The sequence below is a fragment of the Streptomyces sp. B6B3 genome (genome assembly GCF_039871525.1).
Lineage (GTDB): Bacteria > Actinomycetota > Actinomycetes > Streptomycetales > Streptomycetaceae > Streptomyces.
In genome coordinates, this window is the sequence record NZ_JBDPLU010000029.1 from 63,544 (window position 1) to 78,464 (window position 14,921).

The 14,921-nt window shown below is 71.6% G+C and carries 14 protein-coding genes; 4 read left to right on the forward strand and 10 right to left on the reverse strand.

The features are described 5' to 3' along the window. Window positions 1-48 precede the first annotated feature (48 nt). Window positions 49-939: a hypothetical protein gene (locus ABGB06_RS35820; RefSeq protein ID WP_347598544.1), complete on the reverse strand. Its 891-nt coding sequence runs from the start codon at window positions 937-939 to the stop codon at window positions 49-51. A 111-nt stretch (window positions 940-1,050) separates the two neighbouring features. After that, window positions 1,051-1,596, reverse strand: coding sequence for a hypothetical protein (locus ABGB06_RS35825; protein ID WP_347598547.1), 546 nt, complete (start codon window positions 1,594-1,596; stop codon window positions 1,051-1,053). Between the two features lie 258 nt (window positions 1,597-1,854). On the opposite strand from ABGB06_RS35825, the gene ABGB06_RS35830 reads away from it, so the two are divergent. Together ABGB06_RS35830 and ABGB06_RS35835 are read left to right on the forward strand one after the other, a co-directional pair. Beyond that, a complete protein-coding gene (locus ABGB06_RS35830; protein ID WP_347598550.1) occupies window positions 1,855-2,871 on the forward strand; it encodes a polyprenyl synthetase family protein in 1,017 nt (338 codons plus the stop codon). Window positions 2,872-3,210: 339 nt separating this feature from the next. After that, entirely contained in the window at window positions 3,211-4,110 is a 900-nt protein-coding gene (locus tag ABGB06_RS35835; RefSeq protein WP_347598553.1) for a sigma-E factor regulatory protein RseB domain-containing protein, read from the forward strand. Window positions 4,111-4,174: 64 nt separating this feature from the next. Here the strand turns inward: ABGB06_RS35835 and ABGB06_RS35840 are convergent, their stop codons facing one another. Beyond that, window positions 4,175-4,639, reverse strand: a complete 465-nt coding sequence (locus tag ABGB06_RS35840) for a VOC family protein (protein WP_347598556.1) — start codon at window positions 4,637-4,639, stop codon at window positions 4,175-4,177. Window positions 4,640-4,784: 145 nt separating this feature from the next. Then, on the reverse strand, window positions 4,785-5,342 hold the full coding sequence (gene cyaB, locus ABGB06_RS35845) for a class IV adenylate cyclase (RefSeq protein WP_347598559.1): 558 nt from the start codon (window positions 5,340-5,342) through the stop codon (window positions 4,785-4,787). A 227-nt stretch (window positions 5,343-5,569) separates the two neighbouring features. On the opposite strand from cyaB, the gene ABGB06_RS35850 reads away from it, so the two are divergent. Together ABGB06_RS35850 and ABGB06_RS35855 are read left to right on the forward strand one after the other, a co-directional pair. After that, complete coding sequence (locus tag ABGB06_RS35850) at window positions 5,570-6,562, forward strand: DMT family transporter (RefSeq protein WP_347598562.1); 993 nt, start codon at window positions 5,570-5,572, stop codon at window positions 6,560-6,562. Continuing rightward, window positions 6,546-7,094 (forward strand): Uma2 family endonuclease, encoded by a 549-nt coding sequence (locus ABGB06_RS35855; protein WP_347598565.1) that lies wholly within the window; start codon window positions 6,546-6,548, stop codon window positions 7,092-7,094. The genes ABGB06_RS35850 and ABGB06_RS35855 overlap by 17 nt, the downstream gene beginning before the upstream one ends. On the opposite strand, the gene rarD is transcribed toward ABGB06_RS35855, so the two are convergent. The 6 genes from rarD to ABGB06_RS35885 all read right to left on the reverse strand — a co-directional run bounded on the left by rarD (window position 7,074) and on the right by ABGB06_RS35885 (window position 14,819). After that, window positions 7,074-8,090: an EamA family transporter RarD gene (gene rarD, locus ABGB06_RS35860; RefSeq protein WP_347598568.1), complete on the reverse strand. Its 1,017-nt coding sequence runs from the start codon at window positions 8,088-8,090 to the stop codon at window positions 7,074-7,076. The genes ABGB06_RS35855 and rarD overlap by 21 nt on opposite strands. 74 nt (window positions 8,091-8,164) lie before the next feature. Further along, window positions 8,165-9,316: a 2-oxoacid:ferredoxin oxidoreductase subunit beta gene (locus ABGB06_RS35865; protein ID WP_347598571.1), complete on the reverse strand. Its 1,152-nt coding sequence runs from the start codon at window positions 9,314-9,316 to the stop codon at window positions 8,165-8,167. Continuing rightward, window positions 9,306-11,213: a 2-oxoacid:acceptor oxidoreductase subunit alpha gene (locus tag ABGB06_RS35870; RefSeq protein ID WP_347598574.1), complete on the reverse strand. Its 1,908-nt coding sequence runs from the start codon at window positions 11,211-11,213 to the stop codon at window positions 9,306-9,308. The genes ABGB06_RS35865 and ABGB06_RS35870 overlap by 11 nt, the downstream gene beginning before the upstream one ends. 226 nt (window positions 11,214-11,439) lie before the next feature. Continuing rightward, window positions 11,440-12,099, reverse strand: a complete 660-nt coding sequence (locus ABGB06_RS35875) for a response regulator transcription factor (RefSeq protein ID WP_347598640.1) — start codon at window positions 12,097-12,099, stop codon at window positions 11,440-11,442. A 129-nt stretch (window positions 12,100-12,228) separates the two neighbouring features. Further along, complete coding sequence (locus ABGB06_RS35880; protein WP_347598577.1) at window positions 12,229-13,623, reverse strand: sensor domain-containing protein; 1,395 nt, start codon at window positions 13,621-13,623, stop codon at window positions 12,229-12,231. Then, entirely contained in the window at window positions 13,620-14,819 is a 1,200-nt protein-coding gene (locus ABGB06_RS35885) for a sensor domain-containing protein (RefSeq protein ID WP_347598580.1), read from the reverse strand. Before ABGB06_RS35885 ends, ABGB06_RS35880 begins: the two co-directional genes overlap by 4 nt. Window positions 14,820-14,921 lie beyond the last annotated feature (102 nt).

The window sequence follows — 14,921 nt, forward strand, 5'->3', positions numbered from 1 at the left end:
GGGATCCGGCCGGCGTCGTTCACGGCTCGTGCGCGGGCACGGTTGGGGTCAGGACTCCTGGGTGTCGTCGGGCAGCGCGGCGTCCCATTCCGAGTACCACTGGTAGGCGGCGGACTCGCCGGTGTCGGGCCAGCTGACGGTCAGGATCTCGCCGTCCAGGGTGAGGTCGGCGAAGAGCAGCCCGCCCTCGCCGCTCTCGTCGCAGGTGACGGTGGCGTCCCAGCCCTCACCCAGGATGTCCTCCAGGATGATGCCGAGGCATTCGGTGGTCGATCCCGGCGCCAGGTAGGAGGCGTTGGCGATGCCGGTGCCGGACTCCTGGGAGGGGACCGCCAGGAAGAACGAGCCGTCGTCGCCCGCCCAGATCCCGGAGATCTCCTCGGCCACGTTCTCCGTCCCGTCGCCCTCGTCGTCCGGGGAGGCCGGGGCGTCGGCGGCGTTCTGGCTGTAACCCTCGGACGTGCCGTCCGCCCAGGAGACCTCCAGGGTGTCGGAGGAGAGCGTCGCGGTGCCACTCGTGTAGGTGCTTCCCGAGCAGTCGGGGAACTGCAGCTGCGACACGGAGCCCGCCTCCGTGAACGTGCCGTAGCAGGTCTCCGCCTCGGTGATCAGCGAGGCCGAACCGTCGTCGTAGAACGACAGGTAGTTGTAGTAGTCGTCGACGCTGAACCAGGACCCCACCACCCCCGAGTCGGAGTCCCAGTCGTCGGTGGGCAGGTCCTCCTCGCCCTCCTCGGGCATCAGATCGCGCCAGTCGCCCAGATCGCGCATGCCGTCGGCGATCAGCTCGCCGGGCAGGGTGCCGTCCGACAGGTCGGCGTTCTCGGTGATCTCCGCGACGGCGGCCCCCCCGCCGCCACCGTCGGAACAGGCGCCGATCGCGAGCGCCATCGGTATCAGCGCCAGTGCACCGGCGAGTCGCCGGGCCGTGGTGTGCATGAAACCCCCCTACGGGCTGTGTGTGCTTGCGTACACGTCATGATGGGGGTGACGGTTCCGCACCCGCAGGGGGGCTTGGGGCAGTTGGCCGGAAATCCGGCTTCTGGCCGATTAGTTGTCGAGAGTGTCCTGAAGGTCCTGCAGATCCTGGAGGTCCTGTTCCAGATCCTCCAGGCCCGGAATGTCCTCGATTCCCGGGAGCTCCTGGAGGGCCGCGTCGTCGGCCCGCTGGTACGACTCGTCGCCGCCGGACTCCCAGGACACGGTGAGCGAGTCGCCCTGCCGCTCGAAGGTGGCGGCGGTGAACTCGGTGTTGCCGGACTCGCAGACCAGGGCCAGCGTGTCGTTGAGCGCCGGTCCGGTGCACACCTCGGTGCCGCTGTCCTTGACGAACGTCGCGGTCTCGCCGGCGATCACCAGGGCGTTGTACGGCTCCTCGAACCCGGTGATCCAGGTGCCGTCCAGGCCCTCGGTGCCCGTCTCCTCGCCCTCGCCTCCGCCGCTCTCCTCGCCGCCGCCCTGGTCCGAGCCCTGGTCCTCGGCGGATCCGGAGTCCCCCTCCTCGTCGCCGCCGATGAGGCCGCACGCCCCGAGCAGCAGCACACCCGCCGCCGCGAGGGCGGGCGCGGCGAGCCTCGTTGACCTTGACCTACCCATGTCATCCCCTCGAACGTCGCACAACGTTGCACGTGGTCACTGACGCTATCCCGGCCGACGCTATCCCGGACGGAAGGCGAAAGGTCAAAGTGTTACCGTCCTATGGCAGTCTGCGGCATCCGTGCCACCAGCATCCAGCCGGGAGCGCACCGTCAGGGGGGATCCAGGGGGATCGGGCGGCGGTGATCCACTTCTGACCCGTTACCCTGCGGGGGACATCCCACCATCAGGCTGGCCGGAGACAGGAGAGTAACGCTCGTGACGGTCGTGGGACCCTTCGGGGTGAGCGTGCGGGACACCGCCCTGGACGCAGAGATCCGGGCGGGGTTGGCGGCCGTCGAGGCGGGGCTGGTGGAGGCCACCAAGAGTGACGTCCCGTTCCTCACCGAGACCGCCCAACACCTCGTGCGGGCCGGCGGGAAGCGGTTCCGCCCGCTGCTGACGCTGCTGGCGTCGCGGTTCGGCGACCCGGACGCGCCCGGTGTGGTGCCGGCCGCCGTGGTGGTGGAGCTGACCCACCTGGCCACGCTGTACCACGACGACATCATGGACGAGGCGGAGGTCCGGCGCGGCGTGCCCAGCGCCAACGCCAACTGGGACAACTCGGTGGCGGTGCTCACCGGCGACTTCCTCTTCGCCCGGGCTTCGGCGATAGTCGCCGAGCTCGGCCCGCAGGCGGTCCGCATCCAGGCCGAGGCGTTCGGCCGGCTGGTCACCGGCCAGATGCAGGAGACCTCGGGGCCCCGCCCCGGGCAGGACCCGGTGGGCCACTACCTGGACGTGGTGGCGGGCAAGACCGGCTCGCTGATCGCCGTCTCGATGCGGCTGGGGTCGCTGCTGGCCGGCGTCGAGGAGCCGTTCGTCAACGTGCTGGCGCAGTTCGGCGAGCGGATCGGCGTCGCCTTCCAACTCGCCGACGACGTGCTGGACATCGCCAGCGACGAGCTGGAGTCGGGCAAGACGCCGGGCACCGACCTGCGGGAGGGCGTGGCCACCCTGCCGGTGCTGCGGCTGCGCGAGATGGCCGCGGGCGAGGGGCCGGCGGCCGCGGCGGACCGGGAGCTGCTCGACCTGGTGGAGAGCGACCTCAGCGACGACGCGCGGCACGCCGAGGCGCTGGCGCGGTTGCGCCGGCACCCCGCGCTGGCGCAGGCCAGGCGCGACGCGCTGTCCTTCGCCGACCAGGCGCGGCAGACCCTGACGCCGCTGCCGGACATCCCGGCCAGGCGGGCCCTGGCCGAGCTCTGCGACGCGGTGGCCGACCGCGCCGTGTGACCTCCGGCCGGCCAGCCGCGGGTCCGCCCGCTGACCACCTGCTGAGCTCCTGCTGAGCTCCTCCTGACCACCTGCTGGCCCCTGTCGCCGGTGGCCGGCCACCGTCCGTGTCCGTGCGGCTTCCGATGGTGGCGGCGGCCCGGTGGCGCGTTTCCGACCGGTGTCCCTGGGGCCTACCCCTACGGGTTCGGGTCATGACCGGGCCCGGGGGTACTCCCTGGGTATGACTGCGGAAGCCGACCGCTGGCGGATGCCGGTTTGGCCCGAGCCTGGTGCAATTGGTCTTGTGATCGTTCCGGGGACGGGGAATGGGACCGACGCCGAGTGGATGGGGATCTGATGGCATCGACGTTGACGAGAAATGTCCGGCGGGCGGCCGTGCCGACCGCCGTGGTGGCCGGCATCGCCGCCGTCGGAGCCGGCATCTGGCCCGCCCTGGCCAGCGACGGTAGCCCGGACCTGCCGGCCACGACGGCGGAGGAGCTGCTGGTGCAGATGGCCGAGTCCGAGACCGAGCAGCTCTCGGGCACGGTGCGGGTGGACGCGGATCTCGGCATCCCGTCGCTGCCGAACATGGGCGGCGTGCTGGACAGCGTGCTCGGCGAGGTCGGGGGTCCGGCCGGCGCGCTGGCCGGGGTGGCCACCGGCGAGAGCACGCTGCGGGTGGCGATGGACGGCCCGGAGCGGCAGCGGCTCGCGGTGGCGAGCGGCTCCGACGAGTTCAGCGTGATCCACGACGGCGACGAGCTGTGGGCGTACGACAGCAGCAGCAACACCGTCTTCAAGGGGACCGTGCCCGACGACGCGGGGGAGCACGGGGAGAACCTGCCGGCGGAGGAGCAGGACTGGCTGGGCAGCCTCACCCCGCAGCAGGTCGCGGAGCGGCTGCTGGACGAGGCCGGTGAGTACGCGGACATCTCCGTGGACGGCACCGCCCGGGTGGCCGGCCGGGACGCCTACCAGCTGCTGGTGGTGCCCACCGAGGAGGAGGTGGCGGACCGGGCCAGCTCGGTCCGGATCGCGGTGGACGCCGAGACCGGCGTGCCGCTCGCGGTGACCATCCAGGACGGCGACGACCAGCTGCTGGACGTGTCGTTCTCGCAGATCACCTACGAGCAGCCGGCCGGGGGCACGTTCGACTTCACCCCGCCGCAGGACGCGGAGGTGCTGGAGATCAACCCGGGCACCTCCTTCGGCGGCCTGGCGCCCGAGCTGCTCCCGGACGTGCTGTCCCGCTGAGCCCGGGACCGCACCGAACGAACGCCCCGCGGCGTCGGCCCTCTCGGCCGGCGCCGCGGCCTCGTCAGGACACGCAGAACTCGTTGCCCTCGGGGTCGAGCATCACCCACCAGTGGCCCGCCGGGCCCTGGTTCTCCTCGCGGAGCCGCCGCGCGCCCAGGCCCTCCAGCCGGGTGACCAGCTCCTCCAGGGCGGCCGGATTCCCCGGCTCGGGGACGTGCACGTCGATGTGCAGCCGGTTCTTCACGGTCTTGGACTCCGGCACGTTCTGGAAGAGCAGCCGCCGGCCCGTGCCGACGCCGGTGGCCTCGTCCACCGGGTCGTCCGGATGCCTGACCCCCGCGAAGTCCCGCCAGGCGCGCCGCCCGTGCCATTCGACGACCATGTCCTCGCCGATGTGTCCGGCGGCCAGCAGCCGTTCGATCAGCGCGCTGTGGTCCTCCAGGTCGTACTCCAGGGCAGCCGCCCAGAAGTCGGCCAGCCGCGGGGCGTCCCGTGAGTCGATGACGAGCTTCCATCCCAGTGCCATTCCCCACTGATACCAGCCGCCACTGACAGCCTGCCGGCCGGCGTGCCGAGGGGCCCGTGGGCGCGCTTCCGGAGCACCCCCACGGGCCCCTCGACCCCACTCGCCCCCCTCGGGCTCTGCTGGGGCTCTGCTCGGCCGGGCCGCGTCAGCCGCGGCTGGCGGCCACCGCCTCGGAGTACCGCTCCTTGGTCAGGTCCGGATCCTTGATGCCCAGATCGTGCAGCACCGCCCTGACGTCGCTCAGCGCCTCCTGCACGTCGCCGTCGTCCCGGATCAGGGTCTCCAGCTCCAGGAAGGTGGCGTCGAGCTCGGGCAGGAACGCCAACGTGGCCTGCATCTTCCGGCCGCGGGCGTCGAACTCGTAGTTGCGGCACCGCTTCTCGAAGGCGATGGCCGGCCGGTATCCCAGGCCGGTGAGCATCGCGTGGACCGCGTCGGGGTCGGTGACCCGGGTCTCGTGCTCCGGCTTGGAGCCCGAGTCCGCGTCGATGGTCGCGCCCTTGTAGGTGAGCACGAAGCGAGTGTCGTGCGGGCTGCTGACGGTGCGTGTGCGCAGCTCCGCGTCCCGCGCCGTGAGGCTGCCGTCGGCGTCGTCGTAGTAGGTGTCGTGGTACGTCTCCACATGCCCCGGGCCGTACTGGTCGAGGTTTCGTATGACGTCCTGGGGGGCGTGCACGCGGGCCTTGAGTTCCGCTTCGATCACGGTCGCTGCCTCCTGGTCATTGGCTGGCCGGACTGTCCGCGCCGTTCACCGCCGCATAGTACGCGCTCGGTCACGGATCGCACCCGGCAGGGTGGGCACTCCGTGCCATGAATTTCCGGAGATCGGGCCTCCGTGCCGGCACTCCGGGCCCTCGCGTGCCAATCCGCGAAAACCCCTGTCGGTTCGAGGGGGAACACGCGTACGGTGTTGCAGTGCTGAAGAGTTCTATGGGTGATAGCGAAGCAAGAGTTGACGGTTGGGCGGTCGCCGCCGCCTCGGTCACGGTGGTGCTGTGGGCGTCGGCCTTCGTCTCGATCCGGAGCGCGGCCGACCACTTCTCGCCCGGGGCGCTGGCGCTCGGCCGGCTGCTCACCGGCTCCGCGGTGCTGGTCGCCGTGCTGCTGGTGCAGCGGCGCGGGCGTCCGCTGCTGCCGCCGCGCGGGGCCTGGCCGGGGGTGCTCGTCACCGGCGTGCTGTGGTTCGGCGGCTACATGGTCGCGCTGAACTGGGGCGAGCAGGAGGTGGACGCCGGCACCGCCGCCATGATCGTGAACGTCGGGCCGATCCTGATGGCGCTGCTCGGCGGGTGGTTCCTGAAGGAGGGCTTCCCGCCGCGACTGCTCGCCGGCATGGCGGTGTCGTTCGTCGGGGCCGTGGTGGTCGGCCTGTCCATGTCCGACGAGGGCGCCGCGTCGCTGCTCGGCGTCGGGCTGTGCCTGATCGCCGCCGTCTCCTACGCGGTGGCCGTGGTCAGCCAGAAGCCGGCGCTGGCGCACGCCTCGCCGGTGCAGGTGACGACGTTCGGCTGCCTGGTCGGCACGCTCGCCTGCCTGCCGTTCTCCTGGCAGCTCGTCACCGAGGTCCAGGACGCGCCCTGGGGCGCCACCCTGAACGTCGCCTACCTCGGCGTCTTCCCGACCGCCCTGGCGTTCAGCACCTGGGCCTACGCGCTCTCCCGCACCACGGCGGGCCGGATGGGCGCCACCACCTACGCGGCACCCGGCGTGGTGATCGTGCTCTCCTGGCTCCTGCTCGACGAGGTCCCCGGCGCCCTCACCATGCTCGGCGGCCTCCTCTGCCTGGCCGGCGTGGCCGTCTCCCGGACTCGCGCGCGGGGGCGGTCCCGGCGCCGCGCGGAGGGCGGCTCACGCCCTGTTCGTCCGGGTATCGTGAAGACACAGCCCGAGACGATGGAGGCCAGCGGTGACCGTTCTGGATGACATCTGGTGGACCATCGAGCACACCGAGTTCCCCGAGGGCTACAAGGTCGAGGTCATCGAGGGGCAGATCGTCTTGACGCCGCAGAACGAGGAGCATTCCGACATCACCTGGGCCGTGGTGCAACAGGCGGTACAGCTTCTGGGCGAGGGCACCAAGTTCAAGACCGATGTGCCGATAGAGTTCCCGGGCTATCGGAACACTCCGGCGCCGGACGTCACCTTCCTCGATGACACGGCCGAGCGTGGGGAGACAGGCCGCTACGTGTTCCTCGACGTGGACATCGCCGTCGAGATCGTCTCACCCAGCTCCATCAGGAACGACTACGAGGTCAAGCGCCAGAAGTACGCCCACGCCGGCATCCCGACGTACCTGATCATCGATCCGCTTCAGGGCCGCTGCACGCTGCTCACCGAGCCGGGGCGCGAGGACTACAAGAGCGAGCAGGTCCTGCCCTTCGGTGAGACGGTCGAGTTGCGGCGGCGGGACGGGCGGCCGTTGCCGCTCGACACCTCAGGGTTTCCGCGCAGCTGACCGCGTGGCCGCGGCCGTGTCCCGCTCAGCCGGCGTGCTCCGGGCCACCGGCCCGGATCGGCGGGCGCGGTCGCGGCGGGCGGCGCGCAGGGCGTCCCAGGTCAGCACCGAGAGGGCGGCCCAGACCAGCAGGAAGCCGGCCAGCCGCTCCGGCGGCATCTCCTCGTGGAAGACGAAGATGCCGAGCAGGAACATGAAGCTCGGCGCCAGGTACTGCATCAGCCCGAGCGTGGACAGCGGCACCCGGACCGCTGCGGCGCCGAAGAGGATCAACGGCAGCGCGGTGATGGGACCGCTGACGACCAGCAGCAGCGTGTGACCGACGCCGTCCCCGAAGAGGCCGGCGCCCCCGGCGATTCCGCCGTCGCCGGGGAACAGCAGCAGGAAGCCGAGCGCCGGCAGGAAGTGCAGCGCGGCGTCGGCGCTGAAGCCCGCGACGCCGTCGAGGCCGGTCTTCTTCTTGACCAGTCCGTAGGTCCCGAAGCTGAAGCTGAGGGCGAGCGCCAGCCAGGGCACCTGCCCGTAGGCCACCGACATCACCACCACGGCGAGCGCGCCGATGCCGACCGCCACCCACTGCGCGCGGCGCAGCCGTTCCCGCAGCAGCAGCACGCCGATGGCGATGCTGATCAGCGGGTTGATGAAGTATCCGAGCGACGCCTCAAGCGTGCGGTCGTTCGCCACCGCCCAGATGAAGCCGCCCCAGTTGACGGTGATCAACGAGGCGGACAGGGCGAGCAGCGCGAGCTGCTTCGGCTGGCGCAGCAGCGGGCGTATCCAGGACCAGCTGCGGACCAGCGCCAGGATCACCAGCGCGGTGGGGAGCGACCAGAGCATCCGGTGGGCGAGCAGCTGCCACGGGCCCGTGTCCTCCAACTCGTGCCAGTAGAGCGGGAGCAGGCCCCACATGCCGAAGGCCGCGAGTCCGTACACCAGGCCCGCCCGGCTCGCCGCTGCGCCCACCACTGCCTCCCATGTCCACGCCAACCCCGTCATGACGGTAGCGCCGGGCGGCCGGGCTGTCATTCCCGTTACGGCGTGACGGTCCTGACAGCCCGTGGGCGTGGCCCTCAGCCGGCGACGGTCCAGGTGTCGTGCCCGGTCAGCAGCGCGGCCAGGTCGCCCTTGCCGTGCCGCTCCACCGCGGCCTCCAACTGCTCGGCCATCCGCTCCTCGTAGACCGGCCGCTCGACCGAGCGCAGCACGCCGATCGGGGTGCGGTGCAGGGTCTGCGGGTCGGCCAGCCGGGACAGCGCGAAGGCGGTGGCGGGGGAGTCGGCGTGGGCGTCGTGGGTCAGCACGCCGTGCGTGCCCTCCGTGGTGACGTCCACCACCCGCAGCTCACCGCTGACCGGATCGCGGACCACGCCCCGGCGCCCGAGCCCGTCGCCGCCGTCCTCCTCGGCGAACGGGGCACCGAAGCGGATCGGCTGCCCGTGCTCCAGCCGGATCACCGCCTCCTGCGCCTGCTGCTTGTCCTTCAGCGCCTCGAAGGCGCCGTCGTTGAAGATGTTGCAGTTCTGGTAGATCTCCACGAGCGCCGATCCTGGATGGTCCGCGGCGGCGCGCAGCACGCTGGTGAGGTGCTTGCGGTCGGAGTCCACGGTCCTGGCGACGAACGACGCCTCCGCGCCCAGCGCCAGCGACACCGGGTTGAACGGGGTGTCGAGCGAGCCCATCGGCGTGGACTTGGTGATCTTGCCGGTCTCCGAGGTGGGCGAGTACTGGCCCTTGGTCAGACCGTAGATCCGGTTGTTGAACAGCAGGATCTTGAGATTCACGTTGCGCCGCAGCGCGTGGATCAGGTGGTTACCGCCGATGGACAGCGCGTCGCCGTCGCCGGTGACCACCCAGACCGACAGGTCGCGGCGGGCGGCGGCCAGGCCGGTGGCGATCGCCGGAGCGCGCCCGTGGATCGAGTGCATCCCGTAGGTGTTCATGTAGTACGGGAACCGCGAGGAGCAGCCGATGCCGGAGATGAAGACGATGTTCTCCCTGGCCAGGCCGAGCTCGGGCATGAAGCCCTGGACGGCGGCGAGCACGGCGTAGTCGCCGCAGCCCGGGCACCAGCGGACCTCCTGGTCCGTCTTGAAGTCCTTCGCGGTCTGGCGGGTCTCGGCGGTCGGCACGAGCGCCAGCGCGGTGCGCCCCACACCGGGTGTGGGGGTGGGTGACGGGGTGGGTGACGCGGCTGAGGGCTGGGTGGGTGCCTCAGTGGTCATGGTCGAGGGCCTCCTTGAAAGCGGACGCGAGCTGCTCTGCCTTGAAGGGCAGACCGGTGACCTGGGTCACCGACCTGACGTCGACCAGGTACTTCGCCCGGAGCAGCATGGCGAGCTGGCCGAGGTTCATCTCGGGCAGCACGACCCGGTCGTAGGCGCGCAACACGTCCCCGAGGTTGCCGGGGAGCGGGCTGAGGTTGCGCAGGTGGGTCTGGGCGATCTGGCCGCCGTCCCGGCGGATGCGCCGGACGGCGGCGGTGATGGGTCCGTACGTCGAGCCCCAGCCGAGGACCAGCAGCTTTGCGCCCTCGCCGGGCGGACCGCTGGGGTCGTCCACCACCACGTCCGGCACCGCGATGCCGTCCACCTTGGCCTGTCGGGTGCGCACCATGTGGTCGTGGTTGGCCGGGTCGTAGCTGATGTTCCCGGTGCCGTCCTGCTTCTCGATGCCGCCGATGCGGTGCTCCAGGCCCGGCGTGCCGGGGACCGCCCAGGGCCGGGCCAGGGTCCGCTCGTCGCGCTTGTACGGCCAGAAGACCTCGGTGCCGTCGGCCAGTTCGTGGTTGGGCCCGGTGGCGAACTGCACCCGGAGGTCGGGCAGCTCGTCCAGCTCCGGGATCCGCCACGGCTCCGAGCCGTTGGCCAGGTACCCGTCGGACAGCAGGAAGACGGGAGTGCGGTACGCCAGCGCGATGCGCGTCGCGTCCAGCGCCGCGGTGAAGCAGTCGCCCGGGGTGGCCGGGGCGACGATCGGTACGGGCGCCTCGCCGTTCCGCCCGTACATCGCCTGGAGCAGGTCGGCCTGCTCGGTCTTGGTGGGCAGACCGGTGGACGGGCCGCCGCGCTGGATGTCGATGATCAGCAGCGGCAGCTCCAGCGAGACCGCGAGGCCGATGGTCTCCGACTTCAGCGCCACGCCGGGCCCCGAGGTGGTGGTGATGCCCAGCGCCCCGCCGAACGCCGCGCCCAGGGCCGCGCCGATGCCGGCGATCTCGTCCTCGGCCTGGAAGGTGCGCACGCCGAAGTTCTTGTGCTTGGACAGCTCGTGCAGGATGTCGGACGCCGGCGTGATGGGGTACGAGCCGAGGAACAGCGGCAGGTCCGCGCACCGCGCGGCGGCGATCAGGCCGTACGCCAGCGCGAGGTTGCCCGAGATGTTGCGGTAGGTGCCGGCGGGGAACGCCGACGTGGCCGGCGCGACCTCGTAGGAGACGGCGAAGTCCTCGGTGGTCTCGCCGAAGTTCCATCCGGCGCGGAAGGCGGTGATGTTCGCCTCGGCCAGCTCGGGGCGCTTCGCGAACTTGCTGCGCAGGAACGCCTCGGTGCCCTCGGTGGGCCGGTGGTACATCCACGACAGCAGCCCGAGGGCGAACATGTTCTTGCTGCGGCCCGCCTCCTTGCGGGTCAGGCCGTACTCCTTGAGCGCCTCGACGGTGAGCGTGGTCAGTGGCACCTCGTGCACGCTGTACCCGTCCAGCGAGCCGTCCGTCATCGGGTTCTCGGCGTACCCGACCTTGGCCATCGCCCGGGTCGAGAACTCGTCGGTGTTGACGATGATCTCCGCGCCGCGCGGCAGGTCAGGAACATTCGCCTTCAAAGCGGCCGGATTCATCGCCACCAGCACATTCGGGGCGTCACCCGGGGTGAGGATGTCATGATCCGCGAAATGCACCTGGAACGATGACACGCCGGGCAGCGTGCCAGCGGGGGCGCGGATTTCCGCGGGGAAGTTGGGAAGCGTCGACAGATCATTTCCGAACGAGGCCGTCTCCGAGGTGAAACGGTCCCCCGTGAGCTGCATCCCGTCTCCGGAATCACCAGCGAACCGGATGATCACCCGGTCGAGACGCCTGACGTCCTTGCTGTCCCGGCTCGCCTGGTTGACCTCAGTGGTCACTGCTGTAGCCCTCCTTCGAGGCGGCTCTTGTCAGCCATCGTACGCGGGTAAGGGGTGCCTTCCCGAAGGTGATCACATGATGGACGCGGGCTACGCGCGTCGGCGCGGGGCCGTCCGCCCCACCCCCGCCGTGCTCCGCCGGCGTCCCGACAACCGTCCAAAGGCCCCCCTCGAAGTCCCGACCGTCCCACCGCCCCAGGGTCCTGAGTACAGGCTGACCCAGTCGCTAGGAATTGAGGTAGGTCAGAACTGCCAGAACTCGCCGGTGATCTGTGTCACTCTGTGCCAAGCCGAGCTTCATAAAGATGTTGCTCACGTGTTTTTCGACGGCACCGTGACTCACCACGAGCTGCTGGGCGATAGCGGAGTTCGTGCGGCCCTCCGCCATTAGTCCTAGGACTTCTCTTTCCCGCGGAGTAAGCCCCGCCAACACGTCCTGTTTCCGGCTGCGCCCCAGCAGTTGCGCCACCACCTCGGGATCGAGCGCGGTGCCGCCCTCCGCCACCCGGGCCACGGCCTGGACGAACTCGCTCACGTCGGCGACCCGGTCCTTCAGCAGGTACCCCACGCCCCGGCTGGATCCGGCGATCAGCTCCGTGGCGTACTGCTCCTCCACGTACTGCGACAGCACCAGCACGCCCAGGTCCGGGTAGCGCTGCCGCAGCCGGACCGCCGCCCGTACGCCCTCGTCGGTGTGCGTCGGCGGCATCCGCACGTCGGCCACCACCACGTCGGGCGCGGCCCCGCCGTCCGCCAGCTCGCGCACCGCCGCGATCAGCGCGTCCCCGTCCCCGACCCCGGCGACCACCTCGTGGCCCCGGTCGTTCAACAGCCGGGTCAGCCCCTCCCGGAGCAGCACCGAATCCTCGGCGATGACTACCCGCACGTCCTCGACTCCGTTCGTTTCGCCAGATACGGCGTTGGGGGGATGCCCCGTGTCGGCGTTCAGCATCTCACCCAGGCTCCCCGCCGCGGGGCGGCGAGGAGCCTGGGTGAGGAGACTTCGGAAGGGCGCTCAGCGCCGGGCGGCCACCCGGTCGCGCCAGGGCAGGGCGGCGGTGATGGTGGTGGGGCCGCCCTCGGGGGAGTGGACGGCGAGCAGGCCGTCCACGGCGGCGAGGCGTTCGGCGAGGCCGGACAGGCCGCTGCCGCTGGCCGGGTCGGCGCCGCCGCGGCCGTCGTCGGTGACCTGGAGCATCAGCCGGTCCTGCGACCGCCAGATGTCCACGGAGGCCCGACGGGCGCCGCTGTGCTTGCTGACGTTCTGCAGCAGTTCCGACGCCGTGAAGTAGGCGATGCCCTCGATCGCCTCGGCCGGCCGCCAGTCCAGCTCCACATCCACCGTGACGGGCACGGTGCAGCGGCCGGCGAGGGAGGAGAGCGCGGGGCCGAGTCCGCGGTCGGTGAGGACGGCGGGGTGGATGCCGCGGGCGAGGTCGCGGAGCTCCTGGAGGGCGAGCTTGACCTCGCCGTGTGCCTCGTCGACCATCCTGGCGGCGGCCTCGGGGTCCTCGGTGAGCTTCTCCTTGGCCAGGCCCAGGTCCATGGCCAGGGCGACCAGCCGGGCCTGGGCGCCGTCGTGCAGGTCCCGCTCGATCCGCCTCAGGTCCTCCGCCGAGGCGTCCACCACCTGCGACCGGTCCGACTCCAGCTGCCACATCCGGGTGGCCGCCGCCGAGGGACCCAGCAGCAGCGACACCAGCGCCCGGTCGCCGTGCGCCAGGAACCGGATCAGCACGCTGGCGAGCATCAGCAGCAGGGCACCCAGCACCACGGCCATGACCACCTCCAGCGGGCCGTCCCAGACCCAGGACCACTCGCCCTCCTCCGCGCCGGGGTTGATGCCCACGCCGGGCTCGTCCGTGGACGCCGGGACGATCCAGAACCACAGCGGGAACGTCAGCATCGACCAGCCGGCCGACCACAGCACCAGCACCACGCAGAAGGTGAAGACGCCCCACGGGAAGCCCAGAAGCGCGTACGCCACCGCCCGCCAGGAGACGTTGCTCCGCAGCATCGCACCCATCCAGGCCATGGGCCCGGTGCGCTCGCCGCGCAGCCGCAGCGGCTCCGGCTCCGCGATCTCCATCCGCAGCAGGCTCCGGGCGCGCGCCCGCTCCAGCCGGCCGAAGCCGCGCAGGCAGAGCAGCACCAGCCCCATCAACGGCAGCCCGACGAAGGTGATCAACAGCCCGGCGCTCACCGCCAGTCCGGTCACCGCGGTGACGAACGCCGCGAGCGCGACGGGGAAGTTCAGCAGCAGGTGCAGGCCCTCCCGCAGGGTGCGGGCGCGGAACGGCAGCAGCAGCGCGTTCCGCAGCCGGCTGCCGCGCTCGGCGGCGTCCGGGGCCGTGGGAGTCGTGAGACCGGTCATGGTGTCGCTCCGGTGGGTGCTCAGCGTGCCGCTCATCGGCGTGATCCTTCTCGTGTGCCGGTGCGCTCCCGCCACGGGAGCTCGGCGGTGATGGTGGTGGGGCCGCCCTCGGGGGAGTGGACGGCGAGCAGGCCGTCCACGGCGGCGAGGCGTTCGGCGAGACCGGACAGGCCGCTGCCGGTCGCGGGGTCGGCGCCGCCGTGCCCGTCGTCGGTGACCTGGAGCATCAGCCGGTCCTGCGACCGCCAGATCTCGGCGCTCGCCTGGCGGGCGCCGCTGTGCTTGCTGACGTTCTGCAGCAGTTCCGACGCCGTGAAGTAGGCGATGCCCTCGATGGCGGGCGCGGGCCGCTCGGCCAGGTCGGCGGTCACCGTGACGGGCACGGTGCAGCGGCCGGCGAGGGAGGAGAGCGCGGGGCCGAGTCCGCGGTCGGTGAGGACGGCGGGGTGGATGCCGCGGGCGAGGTCGCGGAGCTCCTGGAGGGCGAGCTTGACCTCGCCGTGTGCCTCGTCGACCATCCTGGCGGCGGCCTCGGGGTCCTCGGTGAGCTTCTCCTTGGCCAGGCCCAGGTCCATGGCCAGGGCGACCAGCCGGGCCTGGGCGCCGTCGTGCAGGTCCCGCTCGATCCGCCGCAGGTCGGCGCTGGCCGTGTCGGTGACCGTCATCCGGTCCGACTCCAGCTCCGCGATCCGCCGCTCCAACGCGTCGGACGGGGACAGCAGCGCCCGCACCAGCGCCCGGTCCACGTGGCTGATCCAGCGGACCAGCCAGGGCAGCAGCGGCCAGACGACGAACAGCCCGGCCAGCGTCACGACGAAGGCCACCAGCGTCCAGGGCAGCCGCACCACGAAGAACAGCGCGGTGCGCCACCCCACCGGGTCGCGCAGGCTGCTCCACAGCCAGGCGAAGAAGCCGGCACCCCGGCGCACCGGCAGCCGACTCGGCTCGTCGATGCGCAGCCGCAGCAGGGACCTGGCCCGGGACCGCTCCCAGGCGCCCAGCCGGCGGCAGCCGACCAGCCCGAGCGCCAGGATCGGCAGCCCGACCACCGTGATGGACAGCAGCACGCCCGAGTAGATCCAGGCCAGGACGTAGACGAAGGCGACGACGTCCAGCGGGAAGCTGCTCAGCAGATAGCCGATCTCCCGCCAGGTCTGGGCGCCCAACGCGGACCGGGGCGGCGGAAGCCTCTCCGGTTCGCGGGCGTCGGGCGCGGCGACAGTGCTGGTCATGGCACCCAGCGTGCCGGGCGCGGAGGGCGACTGCCAGGGGGTGGATCGGTGAACACGTGGGGGGGATATCCCCACCCCGGCACGCACCCCGGCCACCGACCC

Bases quoted from the DNA above. Each gene is read 5' to 3' on its own strand.
- ABGB06_RS35850 (WP_347598562.1), top strand. From the start codon at position 5,570: ATGGGTGATAGCGAAGCAAGAGTTGACGGTTGGGCGGTCGCCGCCGCC.
- ABGB06_RS35865 (WP_347598571.1), bottom strand. From the start codon at position 9,316: ATGACCACTGAGGCACCCACCCAGCCCTCAGCCGCGTCACCCACCCCG.
- ABGB06_RS35880 (WP_347598577.1), bottom strand. From the start codon at position 13,623: ATGAGCGGCACGCTGAGCACCCACCGGAGCGACACCATGACCGGTCTC.
- ABGB06_RS35825 (WP_347598547.1), bottom strand. From the start codon at position 1,596: ATGGGTAGGTCAAGGTCAACGAGGCTCGCCGCGCCCGCCCTCGCGGCG.
- ABGB06_RS35820 (WP_347598544.1), bottom strand. From the start codon at position 939: ATGCACACCACGGCCCGGCGACTCGCCGGTGCACTGGCGCTGATACCG.
- ABGB06_RS35840 (WP_347598556.1), bottom strand. From the start codon at position 4,639: ATGGCACTGGGATGGAAGCTCGTCATCGACTCACGGGACGCCCCGCGG.
- ABGB06_RS35835 (WP_347598553.1), top strand. From the start codon at position 3,211: ATGGCATCGACGTTGACGAGAAATGTCCGGCGGGCGGCCGTGCCGACC.
- ABGB06_RS35885 (WP_347598580.1), bottom strand. From the start codon at position 14,819: ATGACCAGCACTGTCGCCGCGCCCGACGCCCGCGAACCGGAGAGGCTT.
- rarD (WP_347598568.1), bottom strand. From the start codon at position 8,090: ATGACGGGGTTGGCGTGGACATGGGAGGCAGTGGTGGGCGCAGCGGCG.